The sequence below is a fragment of the Sphingomonas sp. Y38-1Y genome, assembly GCF_032391395.1.
Classification (GTDB): domain Bacteria; phylum Pseudomonadota; class Alphaproteobacteria; order Sphingomonadales; family Sphingomonadaceae; genus Sphingomonas.
On the sequence record NZ_CP135916.1, the window covers coordinates 1,139,147 to 1,155,596 of the forward strand.

Below are 16,450 nucleotides of genomic sequence, written 5' to 3' on the forward strand. Positions count from 1 at the left end.
AACCGCCTTTCGACCCCGGGGCTCAACTATCTTTGCGAATGGTTCGCAAGTGCATTAAGGCGCGAGCGCGACCCTTGCTGCCGCGTCGACGATCGCTTCGTCGGGCTGGACGCCGGTATAGAGGACGAACTGCTCGCGCCCTTGCAGCACGAGCACGGCGTCGCCGGTGATAACGCGCTTGCCCTTGTTTTGAGCCATCCGGATCAGCGGCGTCTCGGGCGGGATCGCGACGACGTCGAAGACGATCTCCGCGGCGTCGATTGCCTCGGACGAGAAGGGCAGGGCGTCCGCCTCCGCGCCGCCGGCCATGCCGATCGGCGTGGCGTTGACGAGCATCGCGATGCCCGCGGGCGCCACCTCGGCATGCGCGATGCCGAGCCGGTCGGCGAGTTCGCGCCGCTTGGGCTCGTTGCGCGCGATAATCGTGCCGTTCGTATAGCCATAGTCGACCAGCGCCGAGGCCACCGCCTTCGCCATCCCGCCCGCGCCCGCCAGGGCCCAGCGCGTTTCGGTGGGCACCTGATGCCGCTGCATCAACTGGACGACGGCAAGATAGTCGGTGTTGTAGCCGGTGAGCCGGCCGTCGTCGTTGACGATGGTGTTGACCGCGCCGATCGACGCCGCCGAGGGATCGAGTTCGTCGATCAGCGGGATCACCGCTTCCTTGAACGGCATCGACACCGCGCAGCCGCGGATGCCGAGCGCGCGGATCCCGCGCACCGCCCCCTCGATATCAGTCGTCGAGAACGCCTTGTAGACATAGTCGAGGCCGAGCGCCTCATAGAGGTGGTTCTGGAAACGCGTGCCGAAATTGCCCGGCCGCGCGGACAGTGAGATGCACAGCCGGGTGTCGCGGTTGATGCGTGCGGTCATCCCTGTTCCCCCTCGCCATGGCCGAGCGCCAGATACGCGTCGGAGCGCATTTCGTTGAGGCGGCTGACCGTCCGCTCGAACTCGAACGCGCCGTCACCCTTTTCGTACAGATGCTCCGGCACCGCGTCGGCGGCGGCAAGCAGCTTGACCTTGTGCTCGTACAGCGCGTCGATCAGCGTGACGAAGCGCGCCGCCTCGTTGCGGTTGTCGGGACCGAGCCTAGGAATGCCGACGAGGATGACAGTGTGGAAGCGCCGCGCGATCGCGAGATAATCGGGCGCGCCGCGGGGCTCGCCGCACAACCGCTTGAAGCTGAACACCGCGACGCCCTTCAGGCACTTCGGCACATGCAGGCTCCGCCCGCCGAGGTCGAGGTCGCAGGTCGGAACGTGGTCGCGATCCTCGACGGCGAAGTCGGTGAGCCGGAAGAACGCCTCGGAAAGCTTCGCCGTCGCTTCCGCGCCGTTGGGGACGAGCCACGTCTCCATGCTGCCCAGGCGGTCGCGGCGGTAATCGACGGGGCCGTTTAAGGACAGGACGTCCATCTTCTCGCGGATCAGCGCGATAAAGGGGAGGAAATGCTCGCGATTGAGCCCGTCCTTGTAGAGGTCCTCGGGCACGCGGTTCGAGGTCGCGACGACGGTCAGGCCATGGCTCATCATCGCGGTGAACAGCCGCGACAGGATCATCGCGTCGGCCGAGTTGTTGATGACCATCTCGTCGAAGGCGAGCAGGCGCGTCTCGCCCACCATCGCCTCCGCCACCGGCAGGATCGGATCGCCGCTTTCCTTGGCGCGCTCCTTGTGGAGGCGGGCATGGACCTCGATCATGAAGGCGTGAAAGTGGACGCGGCGCTTGCGGTGGACGGCGACGTTCTCGAAGAACAGGTCCATCAGCATCGACTTGCCGCGCCCGACGCCGCCCCACAGGTATACGCCCTGCGGCGGGGCGGGCGCGCGGCCGAGCATCTTCCAGAGCACGCTGCCGCGCCTCGGCACCTGCTCCAACTCCGCGGCGAGCGTGTCGAGGCGGCGGGCGGCGGCCTCCTGGTCGGCGTCGGCGCGAAGTTCACCGCCAGCGACGAGCGCGCGATAGGCGTCGAGGACGGCGGTCATGTCGGCGAACCGGGCTTGCGCGCGGTGGCGGTGAAGCTGGCGCAGGTCGTGCCATCCTGCACGATCAGCCCGCGCACGAAGAACAGGCGGCCGGTCTCGCGCAGCAGCTCGACCTCCGCCTCGATCGGGCGCGCGGCGTCGGCGCCGGCAATAAACTGCGCAGACAGGTCGACGGTCGAGGCGCCGCCCTCGTTGACGATGCCGAACACCCGGCCGGCGGCGAACACGGCGACGTCCATGAAGCCGAGCAGCACGCCGCCATGGACATGGTCGCGGATGTTCGAGTGGATGCGCTGCGGCACCATCCGCACGCGGGCGCGGCCCCTATCCTCCGCGCGGACCGACAGCGGCGCGAGAAAGGCGTTGTAGCGCGTCGGGTCGGTCAGCTCCCAACGATGCCAGCCGGGCAGGTCGGGATCGGGGAAGAAGCGGAAGGGGGCGGTCATCAGGTCCTTCGATACGCGCCTTCGCCAGGCTCAGTCGCTACTCAGGACGAACGGTTAGCCTTCCCACCCGTTCGTCCTGAGTAGCCGTTGAGCGAAGTCGAAACGGCGTATCGAAGGATGGTGCGAGCGGAGGATCAGACGATCCGCTCGACTTCCATCTTCTTGATCTCGGCGATCGCCTTGGCCGGGTTCAGACCCTTGGGGCAGACGTTCGCGCAGTTCATGATCGTGTGGCAGCGATAGAGGCGGAACGGATCCTCGAGATCGTCGAGGCGCTCGCCCGTCATCTCGTCGCGGCTGTCGGCGAGCCAGCGATACGCCTGGAGCAGGATCGCGGGGCCCAGGAACTTGTCGGCGTTCCACCAATAGCTGGGGCAGCTGGTCGAGCAGCAGGCGCACAGGATGCACTCGTATAGGCCGTCGAGCTTCGCGCGATCCTCGGGGCTCTGGAGCCGCTCCTTGCCCGCGGGCGGCGGCGTCACCGTCTGCAGCCACGGCTTGATCGAGGCGTATTGCGCATAGAAGTGCGTGAAGTCGGGGACGAGATCCTTGATGACGTCCATGTGCGGCAAGGGCGTGATGCGGATGTCGCCCTTGATATCCTCGATCGCGGTGGTGCAGGCGAGACCGTTCTTGCCCGCGATGTTCATCGAGCAGGAGCCGCAAATCCCCTCGCGGCACGACCGGCGGAAGGTGAGGCCGGGGTCCTGCTCCGACTTCATCTTGATGAGCGCATCGAGCACCATCGGACCGCAATCGTCGAGGTCGATCTCGAACGTGTCGTAGCGCGGATTGGCGCCCGAGTCGGGATCGTAGCGATAGATCTTGAAGCGCTTGATCCGCTTGGCACCCTCGGGCGCACGGTGGACGTGGCCTTCCTTCTTGATGACGCTGTTCTTGGGAAGGGTGAAGGTCGCCATGATCGCTCTCGATACCAGATGCCTGCCGAGGTAGCGCCGCGGGCGCTGCCTTCAAGGCCGACCAAAGCCGATACAGGACCCGTGCTGCATTGCAACCCGGACCGAGGGCCGCGGTAGCCTTGACGTCCCTTATCTTGCGTCACCCCGGACTTGATCCGGGGTCCCGCTTCTTCTGCCGCTAAAAAGGAGCGGGACCCCGGATCAAGTCCGGGGTGACGGTCAGATTGCTTGAATTGTTCTATCGCCGGACGTCGCGGGTCCCGGCCAGGAACGCCTCGATATCGTCGCGGCGAAAGCGTGACGCGTCGCCGGGCAGCGTGTGCTTGAGCGCGGCGAGCGCGAGGCCGGCCTCGACCGTGGCCTGAGGGTCGAGCCCAGCATGCAGCCCGTGGAGGATGCCCGCCGCGAACGCGTCGCCGCCGCCGATCCGGTCGACGATGCCGGTGATCGCCACCTCCTCGGTCTGATAGGCGGCGTCGGGCGTGTCGAGGCGCGCGGCGAGGCGGTGGTGGTCGGCATCGACCACGTGGCGCGCGGTCGAGGCGATGTGGGTGAGGTTGGGAAAGGCCGCGAACGCCGCCCCCGCCGCCTCGCGCCGCCGCTCCGGACCGTCGCCCGAAAAGCTGGCGCCGGTCAGCAGCGCGATGTCGCGGTGATTGCCGAAGAACAGGTCGGCCTGGCCGACCAGCTCGGTCAGGATCGCGCGCGGATCGCTGTCCCACGCTTCCCACAGGCGGGCGCGGTAGTTGCCGTCGAACGAGACGGGAATGCCGAGATCGCGCGCGGCCCGCGCTGCCGCCAACGCGGCGCGCGCGCTTACCGGACCGAGCGCGGGGGTGATGCCCGAGAGGTGCAGCCGCGCCGCGCCCTTCAGCAATCCCGGCCAGTCGAACGCCTCGGCCAGCGCGAATGCCGAGGCGGCGCGGTCATAGACAATGTCGGCCGCGCGCACGCCCGCGCCCGGCGAGAGGAAGTAGAGCCCCATCCGCCCCGGCGCGCTGCTCACCGTCGAGCAATCGACGCCGCCCGCGCGGATCGCCGCCACCGCGCCGCGGCCGAGCGGATTGTCGGGGACGACGCTCACCAGCCGGGTCGGATGGTCTAGCGACGCGAGTCCGACCGCGACGTTCGCCTCCGCCCCGCCGACGACGATGTCGAGCCGCGGCGATTGCATCAGCAGCTCGCGGCCGGGGGCGGATAGACGGAGCAGGAGCTCGCCGAAGCAGACGATGGGACCGGTCATGTGCGCTCTCCTACGCCGCCTCGTTGCCTGTCGCTAGTCCGTTGCCAGCGCTGGCACAAGTCGCTAGGCGATGGGTAAAGGAGAGACCCATGCGCCCCCTCACGCTCGATCCCGATCGGCTGTTCCCCGCCGAGCCGCGCAGCCGCGACATTGCCCGCGCGCTCTATGCCGAGGTGAAGGGGCTGCCGATCGTCAGCCCGCACGGCCACACCGATCCCGCCTGGTTCGCGAGCGACGAACCCTTTGCCAATGCGACCGAGCTGCTGCTCGCGCCCGACCATTATCTGTTTCGGATGCTCTATTCGCAGGGCGTGCCGCTGGAGGCGCTGGGCGTGCGGAGCCGGGAGGGCGCCCCCGCGACCGACCCGCGCGAGGCGTGGCGGACGCTTGCCGATCACTACCACCTGTTCCGCGGCACGCCGTCGCGGCTGTGGCTGGATCATGTCTTCGCCGAGGTGTTCGGGATCGATGTGGCGTTCGAGCCGGCGAGCGCCGACCTCTATTTCGACACGATCAACGATGCGCTGGCGACGCCGGGCTTTCGCCCGCGCGCGCTGTTCGAGCGGTTCGGGATCGAGTTCCTGGCGACGACCGAAGGTGCCGACGATCCGCTCGACCACCACCGCGCGATCCGCGCGTCGGGATGGCAGGGCCGGGTCGTCACCACCTATCGACCCGATGCGGTGATCGATGCCGAGCATGAGGGCTTTGCCGCCGCGCTGGAGCGGTTCGGATCGCTGACGGGCGAGGACGTGATGCGCTGGGATGGCTATCTCGCCGCGCATCGCCGCCGCCGCGCCGATTTCCGTGCGATGGGCGCGACCGCGACCGACCACGGCCATGCCAGCGCGCGTACCGCGAACCTCTCGACGGCGGAGGCCGAGGCGCTGTTCGACCGCATCGTCTCGCGGCGCTTCGACGCCGCCGATGCCGAGCTGTTCCGCGCACAGATGCTGACCGAAATGGCGCGGATGAGCGTCGAAGACGGGATGGTGATGCAGATCCACCCGGGCTCGTTCCGCAACCACAATGCCGCTTTGTTCGCGAGCCACGGCCGTGACAAGGGCGCCGACATCCCGATGCGGGCGGGCTTCGTGTCCGAACTGAAGCCGATGCTCGACGTGGTCGGGTCCGAGCGCGACCTGACGATCATCCTCTTCACGCTCGACGAATCGACCTATGCGCGCGAGCTGGCGCCGCTTGCCGGCCATTATCCTTGCCTCAAGCTCGGACCGGCCTGGTGGTTTCACGACAGTCCCGAGGGGATGCGCCGCTTCCGCGAGATGACGACGGAGACGGCGGGCTTCTACAACACGGTCGGGTTCAATGACGATACGCGCGCCTTCCTGTCGATCCCGGCGCGGCACGACGTCGCGCGGCGGGTCGATTGCGCGTTCCTCGCGCGGCTGGTCGCCGAAGGCCGGCTGGCCGACTGGGAGGCGGCCGAGCTCGCGCAGGAACTGACGGTCGGGCTGGTGCGGCGCGCGTACAAGCTGGGTGAGCCGGCATGACGCGGCTGTCGAACGCGGCGCTGGGCGGACTTCCCGCGTCGGTCGAGCGGCCGGGGTACGATCGTGCGACGATGCGGACCGGCATCGTCCATTTCGGCCTGGGGGCGTTCCACCGCGCGCATCAGGCGCCGGTCTATGACAGCCTCAACGCCGGCGATCCGCGCTGGGGCGTGGTCGGCGTCAGCCTCAATTCGCGCGGTGTGGCCGACGCGCTCAATCCGCAGGACGGGCTCTATACGCTGGCGTTGCTCGGGGCAGAGCGGCGGGTGCGGGTGATCGGCTCGATCGCGCGCGTGCTGACCGCGGACGAGGGGGCGGCGATCGTGGCGGCCGTCGCGTCGCCTCACACGCGGATCGTCAGCGCGACGGTGACGGAGAAGGGCTATTGCTACGCGCCCGACGGCACGCTCGACTTCGACCATCCGGCGATCGCCCACGACCGGGCGGGCGACGGCGCGCCGGAGTCGCTGGCCGGCTGGCTCGTCGCCGGCCTCGCCGCGCGGCGGGCGGGCGGGGCGGGGGGCTTGAGCGTCCTGTCCTGCGACAACCTCGCCGATAACGGCGCCAAGCTGGGCGCGGCGGTGCGGGCGCTGGCGGCGACGCGCGACCCCGATCTGGCGCGCTGGATCGAGGGCGAGGTGCGTTTCCCCAACGCGATGGTCGATTCGATCACGCCCGCGACCGACGATGCGCTCCGCGCCGAGATCGCCGCGCTCGGCATCGAAGACGCCTGGCCGATCCAGCGCGAGCCGTTCTGGCAATGGGTGATCGAGGACGATTTCGCCTCGGGCGAACGGCCCGACTTCGCCGCAGCCGGCGTGACGCTGACGCATGACGTGCGCGGCTATGAGCTTGCCAAGCTGAGGCTCCTCAACGGCGCGCATTCGACGCTCGCCTACCTGGGACTGGCGCGCGGCGCGACGACGGTGGCCGAGGCGATGCGCGACGCGCCGCTCGCCGCCTTTGTCGAGCGGCTGATGCGTCAGGATCTGGCAGCGTCGCTGACCGCGCCCGCGGGGCTGGATGTCGGCGCCTATGTCACGACGATCCTCGACCGCTTCGCCAATCCGGCGATCCACCACCGGCTGATCCAGATCGCCGCCGACGGTTCGCAGAAGCTTCCCTATCGCATTCTCGCGCCGCTCCGCGAGGCGATGGCGGCGGGGCGGCCGATCGAGCGGCTGGCGGTCCCGGTCGCGGCGTGGCTGCGGTTCCTGGTCCGCGGGGAGGGCGTGTCCGATCCGCTCGCCGAGCGGCTGGTGGGGCGCGACGCTCGCGACGTGCTGGCCGTGCGCGAGGTTTTTGGGGAACTGAGCGACGATGCTCGGTTCATCGAGGCGGTGATGCAGGTCAAGGAGGGCGAGCTGCCCTGATCCTCCCCTGGAAGGGGAGGTGGCAGGCCATCGGCCTGACGGAGGGGTGGATCGCGAGGGCGGGCGACGTGGCCAATACCCCTCCACCATGCTTCGCATGGTCCCCCTCCCCCTCCGGGGGAGGATCTTAGGCTGGCCCCGTCGATTCACCCAGTTGAAGCGTCAACGTCGCCGCCAGGTCGCCGCCGGCCGCTTTCCCTTCGACCTGATCGATTAGCCGCGTCGCCGCGCGCGACGCCATGTCGGCGAGCGGGCGCGCGACGGTAGTGAGCGCCGGCGTCAGCATCGTCGCGAGTGCGCTGCCGTCGAACCCGACGACCGACAGCGCGCCCGGCACCGCCACCCCGCGCCGCGCCGCGACCTTGAGCACGCCCGCCGCCATCACGTCGTTGGACGCGAAGATCGCGCTCGGCGGCTCGGGCAGCGCCAGCAGCGCCTCGCCCGCTGCGACGCCCGCGGGGAAGCCATAGTCGCCGGGCACGATCAGGCCGGGGTCGAGCGGTACGCCACCTGCCGCGAGCGCTTCGGCGAACCCCGCCTGCCGCTCGCTCGCCGAGAGCAGTCCCTTGGGGCCTGCGATGAACGCGATCCGCCGATGCCCGAGCGACAGCAGATGCCGCGCGACCTCGCCCGCGGCGGCGCGCTCGTCGGACACCAGCATCGAGGCGAAGCCGTCGATCCGCGCCGCCGCCAGCGCGATCGCCGGCACCGTCAGCCGTGCGGCCAGGCCCGCTGCCTCGCATACCGGCGGCAGGACGAAGATGCCGTCGACGCGCGACCGGCGCGCGAAGCGGGCGATGTCGTCGATCAGCGCCGCGCCCGACCCCTGCGCCGGGTGCACCACCATCTCGTACCCACGCGCGGCGCAGGCGGCGACGATGCCGCGCTGCACGGCGTCGAGCACCAGCGCGTTGGGATCGTCATGGACCAGCCCGATCAGGAACGACCGACCCGTCGCCAGCGCGCGTGCGCGCAGGCTGGGCACGAAGCCCATCGCCGCGATCGCCGCCTCGATCCGGTCGCGCGTCTCGCCATTCACCTTTGGCGAGTCGTTGAGCACGCGCGACACGGTGCGGATCGACACGCCCGCGCGCGCGGCGACGTCGTGGATGGTGGGATCGTTCATGAGGCTCGCCTAGCCGATCAGAACGTCGCCGTCAGGTTGGAGGAGAGATAGAGCGTTGGGCCGTCCTTCGGCGCCTGTGCCTCCAGAAAGCGACCCTGGGTGACGAGGACGCCGTCGAACTCGTAACGAAGCCGCTTGGGCACCAGCCAGTAGCGCAGCCGCGTGTCGACATAGGTGCCGGCATAGCGACCGCTCTCGCCGCGCGGATCGCGAAGCGTCGAGGTGGAGAAGCTGTCGCTCGCGCTCTCCAGCCACATCGGGCGGATGCTCAGGAGCAGGTCGGTGCACTTGTCGGGCGTCGCCTCGACGCGGAGGCCCGGCGTGACGATGTTGGCGCGGCCGATCGCCGAGAAGATGCCGCCCGGCGTGTAGTCGGCGCGGCGCATCCCGAACAGCGTGTCGAAGCGGCCATAGCGCCCGCCCGTCCGGTCCCCGCTCGCCACGTCGAAGTCGATCGCGACACGCGGCTTCCATCCGCCGGCAAAGCTGTAGCCGGCGTCGGCGTGGAGGAACCAGGCGCCGACCTTGAGCTCGGGCGCGGTCGATGCGGTCGAGGCGCTGACCCGGCCGGTCTGCACATAGCCCTCCACCTCCAGGTCCCATTTGCCGCTCGCAGCTTCGCGGATCAGGCGGCCGCCATAGGTGTCGAGCGAGCGGTCGCGGGTGGTGAGATCGGGACGGTCGCGTTCGCCGAGATGATAATAGCTCGCCTCGATCGCGAACGTGCCGATCGCGCGGCGGCGCATCGCCGTCCCGCCCCACAGGACGATGTCGAAGCTCTCCCGGTCGAGCACGACCACGTCGCGCCGCAGCCGCTCGTCGTCGGGCAATCGCGTCTGCGGGAGGACGTAGATCAATGTGCCATCCCAGCCGGACGGGCTCGCAAAGGTCAGGCGCGCGCCGGTATAGCCGTTGGTGGTGTTGCGATAATCGTCGGCGGCGACCAGCCGGCGTGACGCGATGTTGAGCGTCATCCGCCCGACATCCAGCGTCGCCTTGGTACCGAACACGTCGAAGTCGGCGCCGACGAACGCCTGCACCGGCTCGATCGTGTTGACCTCACCCGTGGTGATCGGCGAGTGCGCGTCGTCCAGGGTGACGCGGCTGTCATAGATCTCGCCGGTCGCGTGAAAGTCGCCGGCCTTGTAGTCGAGGCGGATGGTGCTGCGGATGCTCGCGACATCCTCGGCGACGTTGAAGCCGGGGCGAAGCTGGCCGTCGAGCGCCTCGTAGCGGAGGCGGACGCTGCCGCTTGCCGCCACGCCCTCCTGGCGCTCGTCCTGCGCGAGTACGGGCGCGGCAGCGGTCGCCAGCGCGAATATCAGAATGCCCCTCATGCCTGGCGGCCAAGCACGCCGCCGGCCGCTTGCCAAGCCAGCAAATTTTCAGGCGGCGGACTGGTCGATGCCGAGTTCGCCGAGCTTGCGATAGAGGGTGGAGCGGCCGATGCCGAGCCGCCGTGCGACCTCCGTCATGCGGCCGCGATAATGACCGATGGCGAGGCGGATGACGTCGGCCTCGATCTCCTCCAGCGCGCGCAGGTTGCCGTCGGCGCGAAACAGCGTGACGCCGCCCGAGGGCACCGGACCCTGCACGGTCGCCGACCCGGACGCGGCCATGTGCGCGATCTGCGGAAAGTCGCTGCGGGTCAGCGCGTCGCCGTCGCACAGCACTGCCGCGCGGAACAGCGCGTTCTGGAGCTGGCGGACATTGCCCGGCCAATCATAGCCGGAAAGGAGTGCCAGCGCGTCGTCGGTGATGCCGAGCGGGCGGAGGCCCGGCTGCTCGGCAATCCGCGCGAGCAGATGGCGGGCGAGCGGCGCGACGTCGCCGGGCCGGTCGCGCAAGGGCGGGATCGTTACCTGGACGACGTTGAGCCGGTAATAGAGGTCCTCGCGGAAGCGGCCGGCCTCGACCTCCTCGGCCAGCGTCTTGTTGGTCGCGGCGACGACGCGGACGTCGACCTCGCGGACATGGCGCGCGCCGAGCGGCTGGAGTTCGCCCGACTGGAGCACGCGCAGCAGCTTGACCTGCGCCTCCAATGGCATCTCGCCGATTTCGTCGAGGAACAGCGTGCCGCCATCCGCCTCCTGGAAGCGGCCGATCTTGCGCTCGAATGCGCCCGTGAAGGCGCCCTTCTCGTGCCCGAACAGCTCGGATTCGACGAGGTTGCCGGGGATCGCGCCGCAATTGACGCGAACCAGCGGCTTCTTGGCGCGCGGAGAGGCGGCGTGGATCGCTTCGGCCACCACTTCCTTGCCGACGCCGCTTTCGCCCTCGATCAGGACGGGGATGCGTGCGCGCGCCGCCTTGGCCGCGATCGCGAGCGCGGCGCGGAACTGCGGGGCGGAGCCGACGATCTCGTCAAAGGCGAGCGGCATCGACAGTTTCTCGGTGAGCGGGCGAAGCTCGCCCGCCGCCTTGCCCGCGACCGCGGCCTCCAGCGCCGATAGCAGCCGTTCGGCGGCCAGCGGCTTGGTGAGGAAATCGGTCGCGCCCGCGCGCATCGCGTCGACGGCGCTCGCCACCGATCCGTTGGCGGTGAGCATCAGGATGGGGAGCGACGGGCGATTGCGGCGAAGCTCGGCAATGAGCCCGCTCGCGTCGCAATCGGGCGCCCAATGGTCGAGCACGATCGCGTCGAGCGCCATGCCGTCCTGCGTGCCCAGCATCGCCAGCGCGGTTTCGTGATCGCCGGCATACACCGTGCGCCATCCGCGGCGCGAGGCGATGGCGCCGATCAACCGCCGTTGAGCCGGCTCGTCGTCGATCAGCATCAGGAGCCGCTGTCCGTTGCGTGTCATTGCGCGCGTTTGTCCCCGTCGTCCCGCTTGTGGACACCACCGATACCGACGAAGCGTAAAGCTGCGCTTAAGCGCGTGCGTGCCGCGGCCCCTTGCCGATACGGGCGCGCGCTGGCTAAGGGTTGGCAACGATCGATTGAACGAGGACGAGAATGGCCGAGCACACCGAAACGCCGCTGCGCGAAGACACCTATTCGGGCTTCATGCGGATGGTGAAGGTCGGATCGATCATCGTCGCCATCGTCGCGGCGGTCGTCGTCGCGCTGATCGCCAGCTAGCCCCCATGAAAATAGCCGTCCTGCGCGAAACTGCCCCCGGTGAAGCCCGTGTGGCGGCGACGCCGGAGACGGTGAAGAAGTTCGCGGCGCTCGGCGCGACCGTCGCGGTCGAGGCCGGGGCGGGCGGGCCCGCATCGATCGCCGACGCCGCCTTTGCCGAGGCGGGCGGGACGGTCGGCGAGCGTGCCGCGACCATCGCGGGTGCCGACATCGTGCTGGGCGTGCAGGGGCCCGATCCCGCCGCGCTCGCCGGGGCCGCACCGGGTGCCTGGGTCGTCGCCGGCCTCAATCCGTTCGGCGACCGCGCGCGCATCGACGCCTATGCCGCGGCGGGGCTGGAGGCGCTGGCGATGGAGTTCATGCCGCGCATCACCCGTGCGCAGTCGATGGACATCCTGTCGTCGCAATCGAACCTGTCGGGGTACAAGGCGGTGCTGGACGCCGCGGCCGAATATGGCCGCGCCTTCCCGATGATGATGACCGCGGCGGGCACCGTCAGCGCCGCGCGCGTCTTCGTCATGGGGGTCGGCGTCGCCGGGCTCCAGGCGATCGCCACCGCGCGGCGGCTGGGGGCGCAGGTGTCGGCGACCGACGTTCGCGCCGCGACCAAGGAGCAGATCCTGTCGCTGGGCGCCAAGCCGATTTTCGTCGAGGCGGTGAAGGGCATCGAGGGCGAGGGCACCGGCGGCTATGCCACCGAGATGAGCGACGAGTACAAGGCCGCGCAAGCCGAGCTCGTGTCCTCGCACATCGCCAAGCAGGACATCGTCATCACCACCGCGCTGATCCCCGGCCGGCCCGCGCCGCGGCTCATCAGCGACGCGCAGGTCGCGTCGATGCGCCCGGGCAGCGTCATCGTCGACCTGGCGGTCGAGCAGGGCGGCAATGTCGAGGGCGCCGTGCCGGGCGAAGTGGTGCTGCGCCACGGCGTCAAGATCGTCGGCCACCGCAACGTGCCCTCGCGCCTTGCCGCCGACGCATCGGCACTGTTCGCCCGCAACCTGTTCAACTTCCTCTCCGCCTTCTGGGACAAGGAAGCCGGCCGCCCCGTGCTCGACGCCGAGATCGGCGACGCAATCCGGCTGACGCAGGGCGGGCAGGTGATCCATCCGCGGCTGACCGGCGCCGCCTGATGGGGCTGTTCAACGCCACCGAGGTCAAGCCGGAGACGGTCGCACGCGACTATGCCCCGGTGCTGATCGAGGGCGAGCGGGTGCTGATCGCGTTCAAGACGATGCGCGACCTGGTCTTCCTCACCAACCATCGGCTGTGCACGGTCAACGTGCAGGGCCTGACGGGCCGCAAGGTCGAGATCGAGAGCATCCCGTACAAGTCGATCACCCGCTGGGCGATCGAGCGGGCGGGCACGTTCGACATGGACGCCGACCTGACCGTCTGGGTCTCCGGCAGCGACGAGCCGCTCGAGGTCAAGGTGGCGGCAAGCGCCAACATCGTCGGCGTGCAGCAGGTGCTGGCACGGCATATTCTGGCAGGGGGCCGCTGATGGACTTCGTTTCGATCCTGTCGATCTTCGTGATGGCGTGTTTCGTCGGCTATTATGTCGTGTGGTCGGTGACACCGGCGCTGCACACGCCGCTGATGGCGGTCACCAACGCGATTTCCTCGGTCATCATCGTCGGCGCGCTGGTGGCGAGCGCGGCGGCGGGGTTCGCGGTGTCGAAGTGGCTGGGGCTGCTGGCGGTCGTGCTGGCGAGCATCAACATCTTCGGCGGCTTTGCGGTCACGCAGCGGATGCTGGCGATGTACAAGAAGAAGGAGCGGCCGGTCACGCCGGCCAAGCACTAGGATCGTCACCCCGGACTCGGAGCCGGGGTCCCGCTTTTTTCGGCGGGTTAAGAAGAAGAAGCCGGACCCCGGATCCAGTCCAGGGTGACGAGATAAGGGGTTGGGGATGGAGCACGTAACCGCCGGCAATTCGTTCGCGGCGCTCGCCTATCTGGTGGCGGGCGTGTGCTTCATCCTGGCGCTGCGCGGGCTGTCGTCGCCGGCGACGAGCCAGCGGGGCAACCGCTTCGGCATGATCGGCATGGCGATCGCGGTGGTGACGACGCTGGTGACGCATATTCCGATGGGCGGAACCAGCGGTGCTCATGGCCCGGCTTTGTCCATGAACGGCGGGTTCGTCGATCTGATCGCCCTCCTCGAAATCCTCGCCGCGATTGGCCTCGGCGCGCTGATCGGCATCGTCACCGCGCGGCGGATCGCGATGACGGCGATGCCGCAGCTGGTCGCCGCCTTCCACAGCCTGGTCGGCCTGGCCGCCGTGCTGGTCGCGGTCGCGGCCTATCTCAACCCGATGGCGTTCGGGATCGCCGAGATGGTGATCCCGATGATCGGCGATCCCTTTGCGGTCATCAATCCGGTTAGCAAGGTCGAGATGGGTCTGGGCGCGGCGATCGGCGCGATCACCTTCTCCGGCTCGGTGATCGCGTTCCTGAAGCTCAACGGCAACATGTCGGGCAAGCCGATCCTGCTGCCCGCACGCCACGCCATCAATCTCGGCACGCTGGCCGCGATCCTGTTCCTCGTCGCGCAATTCGCGCACACGCAGGACGTCTGGCCGTTCTGGGTGCTCCTCGCGCTCAGCTTCGTGATCGGTTTCCTGCTGATCGTGCCGATCGGCGGCGCGGACATGCCGGTCGTGGTGTCGATGCTCAACAGCTATTCAGGCTGGGCGGCGGCGGCGATGGGGTTCACGCTCCACAACACCGCGATGATCATCACGGGCGCGCTGGTGGGGAGCTCGGGCGCGATCCTGAGTTACATCATGTGCCGCGCGATGAACCGCAGCTTCCTCTCCGTCATCGCCGGCGGGTTCGGGGCCGAGGCGGCGAGCGGCGGCGGGGAGGCGAAGGAGCAGCGGCCGTGGAAGCGCGGGTCGGCCGACGACGCCGCCTTCCTGATGCAACAGGCCGAGCAGGTCATCATCGTCCCCGGCTACGGCATGGCGGTCGCACAGGCGCAGCATGTCCTTCGCGAGATGGCCGACAAGCTGAAGGAGCATGGTGTCCGCGTGAAGTATGCGATCCACCCGGTCGCGGGGCGGATGCCGGGGCACATGAACGTGCTGCTGGCGGAGGCCAACGTCCCCTATGACGAGGTGTTCGAGCTGGAGGACATCAACAGCGAATTCGCGCAGACCGACGTCGCGTTCGTCATCGGCGCCAACGACGTGACCAACCCGGCGGCCAAGACCGACAAGACCTCGCCGATCTACGGCATGCCCGTGCTCGACGTCGAAAAGGCCAAGACCGTGCTGTTCATCAAGCGGTCGATGGGCGGCGTCGGCTATGCCGGCGTCGACAACGACGTCTTCTACATGGACAACACGATGATGCTCCTCGCCGACGCCAAGAAGATGGTCGAGGAGATTGTGAAGGCGCTTGACTGAGCCGTCAGCGGCTCATGACGACGTAGACGCGGTCGCCGAGGAACAGCATGTTGGTCGCCGGCTGGGCCGGCGTGCCCTTCGATCCGAACGCGAAGAACTGGCGCTGGGGGCGCCCATCGGGGCCGGCGATGGTGATGGTGTGGCGCTGGATCGTGTAGCGCCCCTGACCGGCGCTCCGGCTCGACACGCCGAGCCCTACGCCCGACTGGTTGCCCGAGCCGATCGCGCCGCCGCCCGAGTTGCGGCCGAAGCTGCCGTCCGGATTGAAGCTGATGTCGGTGCGACCGCCGATGGTGATGTCGCCGCCCATCGCCGAATTGCCGCCGCCCGACACGCGCGAATAGGTCGCCGACAGCTTGCCGCCGCTCGTCTCGGCCGGAAACGCCTTGAAGAAGCTGCCGCCCTGAAGCTTCTCGGTCGAGGTCTTGCCGCGGTCGTTGGTGAGCGCATAGCCGCCGGGCGCCTTGGCCCAGCGGCCCCAGGCGCGCGGCTTGGCGCGGCGGCTGGCGGCGAGGTCGACATCCTCCAGCGCCGGCCCCTCGACCTCGTAATAGCTGCCGTCGTTGAACAGGACGACGGGCTCGAACGCCTGCGTCACCATGCCGCCGACGCCGAAGCCGGTGTAGGAGCGGAAATAGACGCCCTCGACCTTGCTCCAATTGTCGGCGTGCGCGGCGGGGCCGGCGGTGCTGGTGGGGGTCGCAGTTGCGGCACCGCCCCGGATGGGTGCGGCACCGCCCTTCGGCTTGAAGCCGGCGGGGGTAAGCGTGACCTGGCGCAGGTCGGTCTTGAGGATCTGGCTCGCCTCGGCATGGATGGTGTCGCTCATTCGCGTCTGCATCGCCGCGCCGGCCTTTGCCGCCGCGCCCATCCGCGCTTCGGCGAGCACGCCTTGCAGCAGCATCATGTCGGCGATCTCCTGCTTCTGCGCGTCGCTCATCTGCGCGGCGGCCGCCATCGTGCCCGCAATCTGCGCCCTCGCGCCCTTCACCAGCGCCGGATCGGTCCGGCGACCGACGATGCCGTTCGACGCTTCCCAGGCGGTCACCCAATAAACCGTCGTCATGTCGGCGACGTCGCTGACGTCGAGCCCCATCTGGCGCATCTGGGGGTCCAGCATCGCGATCAGGTCCCGGCCGAACAGCCCCTCCACATCGCGCGCGGCGTCGGGCGTGGTGCGGCGCATCTCGGCGACGATCCTGGCCTGCATCGCCTTGAACCGGGCCGGATCGCGCGTGAAGCGGGTGGCGCCGCTCTGTGCATCCGCGGGCGCGCAGGCCACCACCATCGACGCGATCAGGACAGTCCGCAGCATCCGGTTCCTCCAGCTCAGGTTCGGGCGCTGTCCT

At 69.1% G+C, this 16,450-nt stretch carries 16 protein-coding genes; 7 read left to right on the top strand and 9 right to left on the bottom strand.

Annotated features, from left to right (window positions below; translation table 11 throughout):
- Positions 1–54: 54 nt before the first annotated feature.
- The 5 genes from RS883_RS05345 to RS883_RS05365 all read right to left on the bottom strand — a co-directional run bounded on the left by RS883_RS05345 (position 55) and on the right by RS883_RS05365 (position 4,597).
- Positions 55–873 (bottom strand): shikimate 5-dehydrogenase, encoded by an 819-nt coding sequence (locus RS883_RS05345; RefSeq protein WP_315763454.1) that lies wholly within the window; start codon positions 871–873, stop codon positions 55–57.
- Positions 870–1,988 carry a cell division protein ZapE gene (gene zapE, locus RS883_RS05350; protein ID WP_315763456.1) on the bottom strand — a complete coding sequence of 373 codons (1,119 nt, stop codon included), beginning with the start codon at positions 1,986–1,988 and terminating at the stop codon, positions 870–872. The genes RS883_RS05345 and zapE overlap by 4 nt, the downstream gene beginning before the upstream one ends.
- Positions 1,985–2,434: a PaaI family thioesterase gene (locus RS883_RS05355; protein WP_315763459.1), complete on the bottom strand. Its 450-nt coding sequence runs from the start codon at positions 2,432–2,434 to the stop codon at positions 1,985–1,987. Before RS883_RS05355 ends, zapE begins: the two co-directional genes overlap by 4 nt.
- A 134-nt stretch (positions 2,435–2,568) precedes the next feature.
- Positions 2,569–3,354 carry a succinate dehydrogenase iron-sulfur subunit gene (locus tag RS883_RS05360; RefSeq protein WP_315763462.1) on the bottom strand — a complete coding sequence of 262 codons (786 nt, stop codon included), beginning with the start codon at positions 3,352–3,354 and terminating at the stop codon, positions 2,569–2,571.
- Between the two features lie 238 nt (positions 3,355–3,592).
- A complete protein-coding gene (locus RS883_RS05365; protein ID WP_315763465.1) occupies positions 3,593–4,597 on the bottom strand; it encodes a sugar kinase in 1,005 nt (334 codons plus the stop codon).
- A gap of 89 nt (positions 4,598–4,686) precedes the next feature.
- On the opposite strand from RS883_RS05365, the gene uxaC reads away from it, so the two are divergent.
- Together uxaC and RS883_RS05375 are read left to right on the top strand one after the other, a co-directional pair.
- Positions 4,687–6,108, top strand: coding sequence for a glucuronate isomerase (gene uxaC / locus RS883_RS05370; RefSeq protein WP_315763467.1), 1,422 nt, complete (start codon positions 4,687–4,689; stop codon positions 6,106–6,108).
- A complete protein-coding gene (locus RS883_RS05375) occupies positions 6,105–7,481 on the top strand; it encodes a mannitol dehydrogenase family protein (RefSeq protein ID WP_315763469.1) in 1,377 nt (458 codons plus the stop codon). The genes uxaC and RS883_RS05375 overlap by 4 nt, the downstream gene beginning before the upstream one ends.
- 127 nt (positions 7,482–7,608) lie before the next feature.
- Here the strand turns inward: RS883_RS05375 and RS883_RS05380 are convergent, their stop codons facing one another.
- The 3 genes from RS883_RS05380 to RS883_RS05390 are packed head-to-tail and all read right to left on the bottom strand — an operon-like array spanning position 7,609 to position 11,411.
- A complete protein-coding gene (locus RS883_RS05380) occupies positions 7,609–8,607 on the bottom strand; it encodes a LacI family DNA-binding transcriptional regulator (protein WP_315763471.1) in 999 nt (332 codons plus the stop codon).
- A 17-nt stretch (positions 8,608–8,624) separates the two neighbouring features.
- The gene (locus tag RS883_RS05385; RefSeq protein ID WP_315763474.1) at positions 8,625–9,944 is read right to left on the bottom strand and encodes an alginate export family protein; all 1,320 of its coding nucleotides are present in this window, start codon (positions 9,942–9,944) and stop codon (positions 8,625–8,627) included.
- A gap of 48 nt (positions 9,945–9,992) precedes the next feature.
- A complete protein-coding gene (locus tag RS883_RS05390) occupies positions 9,993–11,411 on the bottom strand; it encodes a sigma-54 dependent transcriptional regulator (RefSeq protein ID WP_315763476.1) in 1,419 nt (472 codons plus the stop codon).
- Positions 11,412–11,563: 152 nt separating this feature from the next.
- Here RS883_RS05390 and RS883_RS05395 point away from each other — a divergent pair, with 152 nt between their 5' ends.
- From RS883_RS05395 to RS883_RS05415, 5 genes are all read left to right on the top strand, one after another.
- A complete protein-coding gene (locus tag RS883_RS05395; protein ID WP_315763479.1) occupies positions 11,564–11,689 on the top strand; it encodes an aa3-type cytochrome c oxidase subunit IV in 126 nt (41 codons plus the stop codon).
- Between the two features lie 5 nt (positions 11,690–11,694).
- A complete protein-coding gene (locus RS883_RS05400) occupies positions 11,695–12,822 on the top strand; it encodes an NAD(P) transhydrogenase subunit alpha (RefSeq protein WP_315763482.1) in 1,128 nt (375 codons plus the stop codon).
- A complete protein-coding gene (locus tag RS883_RS05405) occupies positions 12,822–13,193 on the top strand; it encodes a PH domain-containing protein (protein ID WP_315763485.1) in 372 nt (123 codons plus the stop codon). Before RS883_RS05400 ends, RS883_RS05405 begins: the two co-directional genes overlap by 1 nt.
- A complete protein-coding gene (locus RS883_RS05410) occupies positions 13,193–13,495 on the top strand; it encodes a proton-translocating transhydrogenase family protein (RefSeq protein WP_315763487.1) in 303 nt (100 codons plus the stop codon). The genes RS883_RS05405 and RS883_RS05410 overlap by 1 nt, the downstream gene beginning before the upstream one ends.
- Before the next feature lie 106 nt (positions 13,496–13,601).
- Positions 13,602–15,101 (top strand): NAD(P)(+) transhydrogenase (Re/Si-specific) subunit beta, encoded by a 1,500-nt coding sequence (locus RS883_RS05415; protein ID WP_315763489.1) that lies wholly within the window; start codon positions 13,602–13,604, stop codon positions 15,099–15,101.
- Between the two features lie 4 nt (positions 15,102–15,105).
- On the opposite strand, the gene RS883_RS05420 is transcribed toward RS883_RS05415, so the two are convergent.
- Positions 15,106–16,416: a hypothetical protein gene (locus RS883_RS05420; protein WP_315763492.1), complete on the bottom strand. Its 1,311-nt coding sequence runs from the start codon at positions 16,414–16,416 to the stop codon at positions 15,106–15,108.
- Positions 16,417–16,450: the final 34 nt, after the last annotated feature.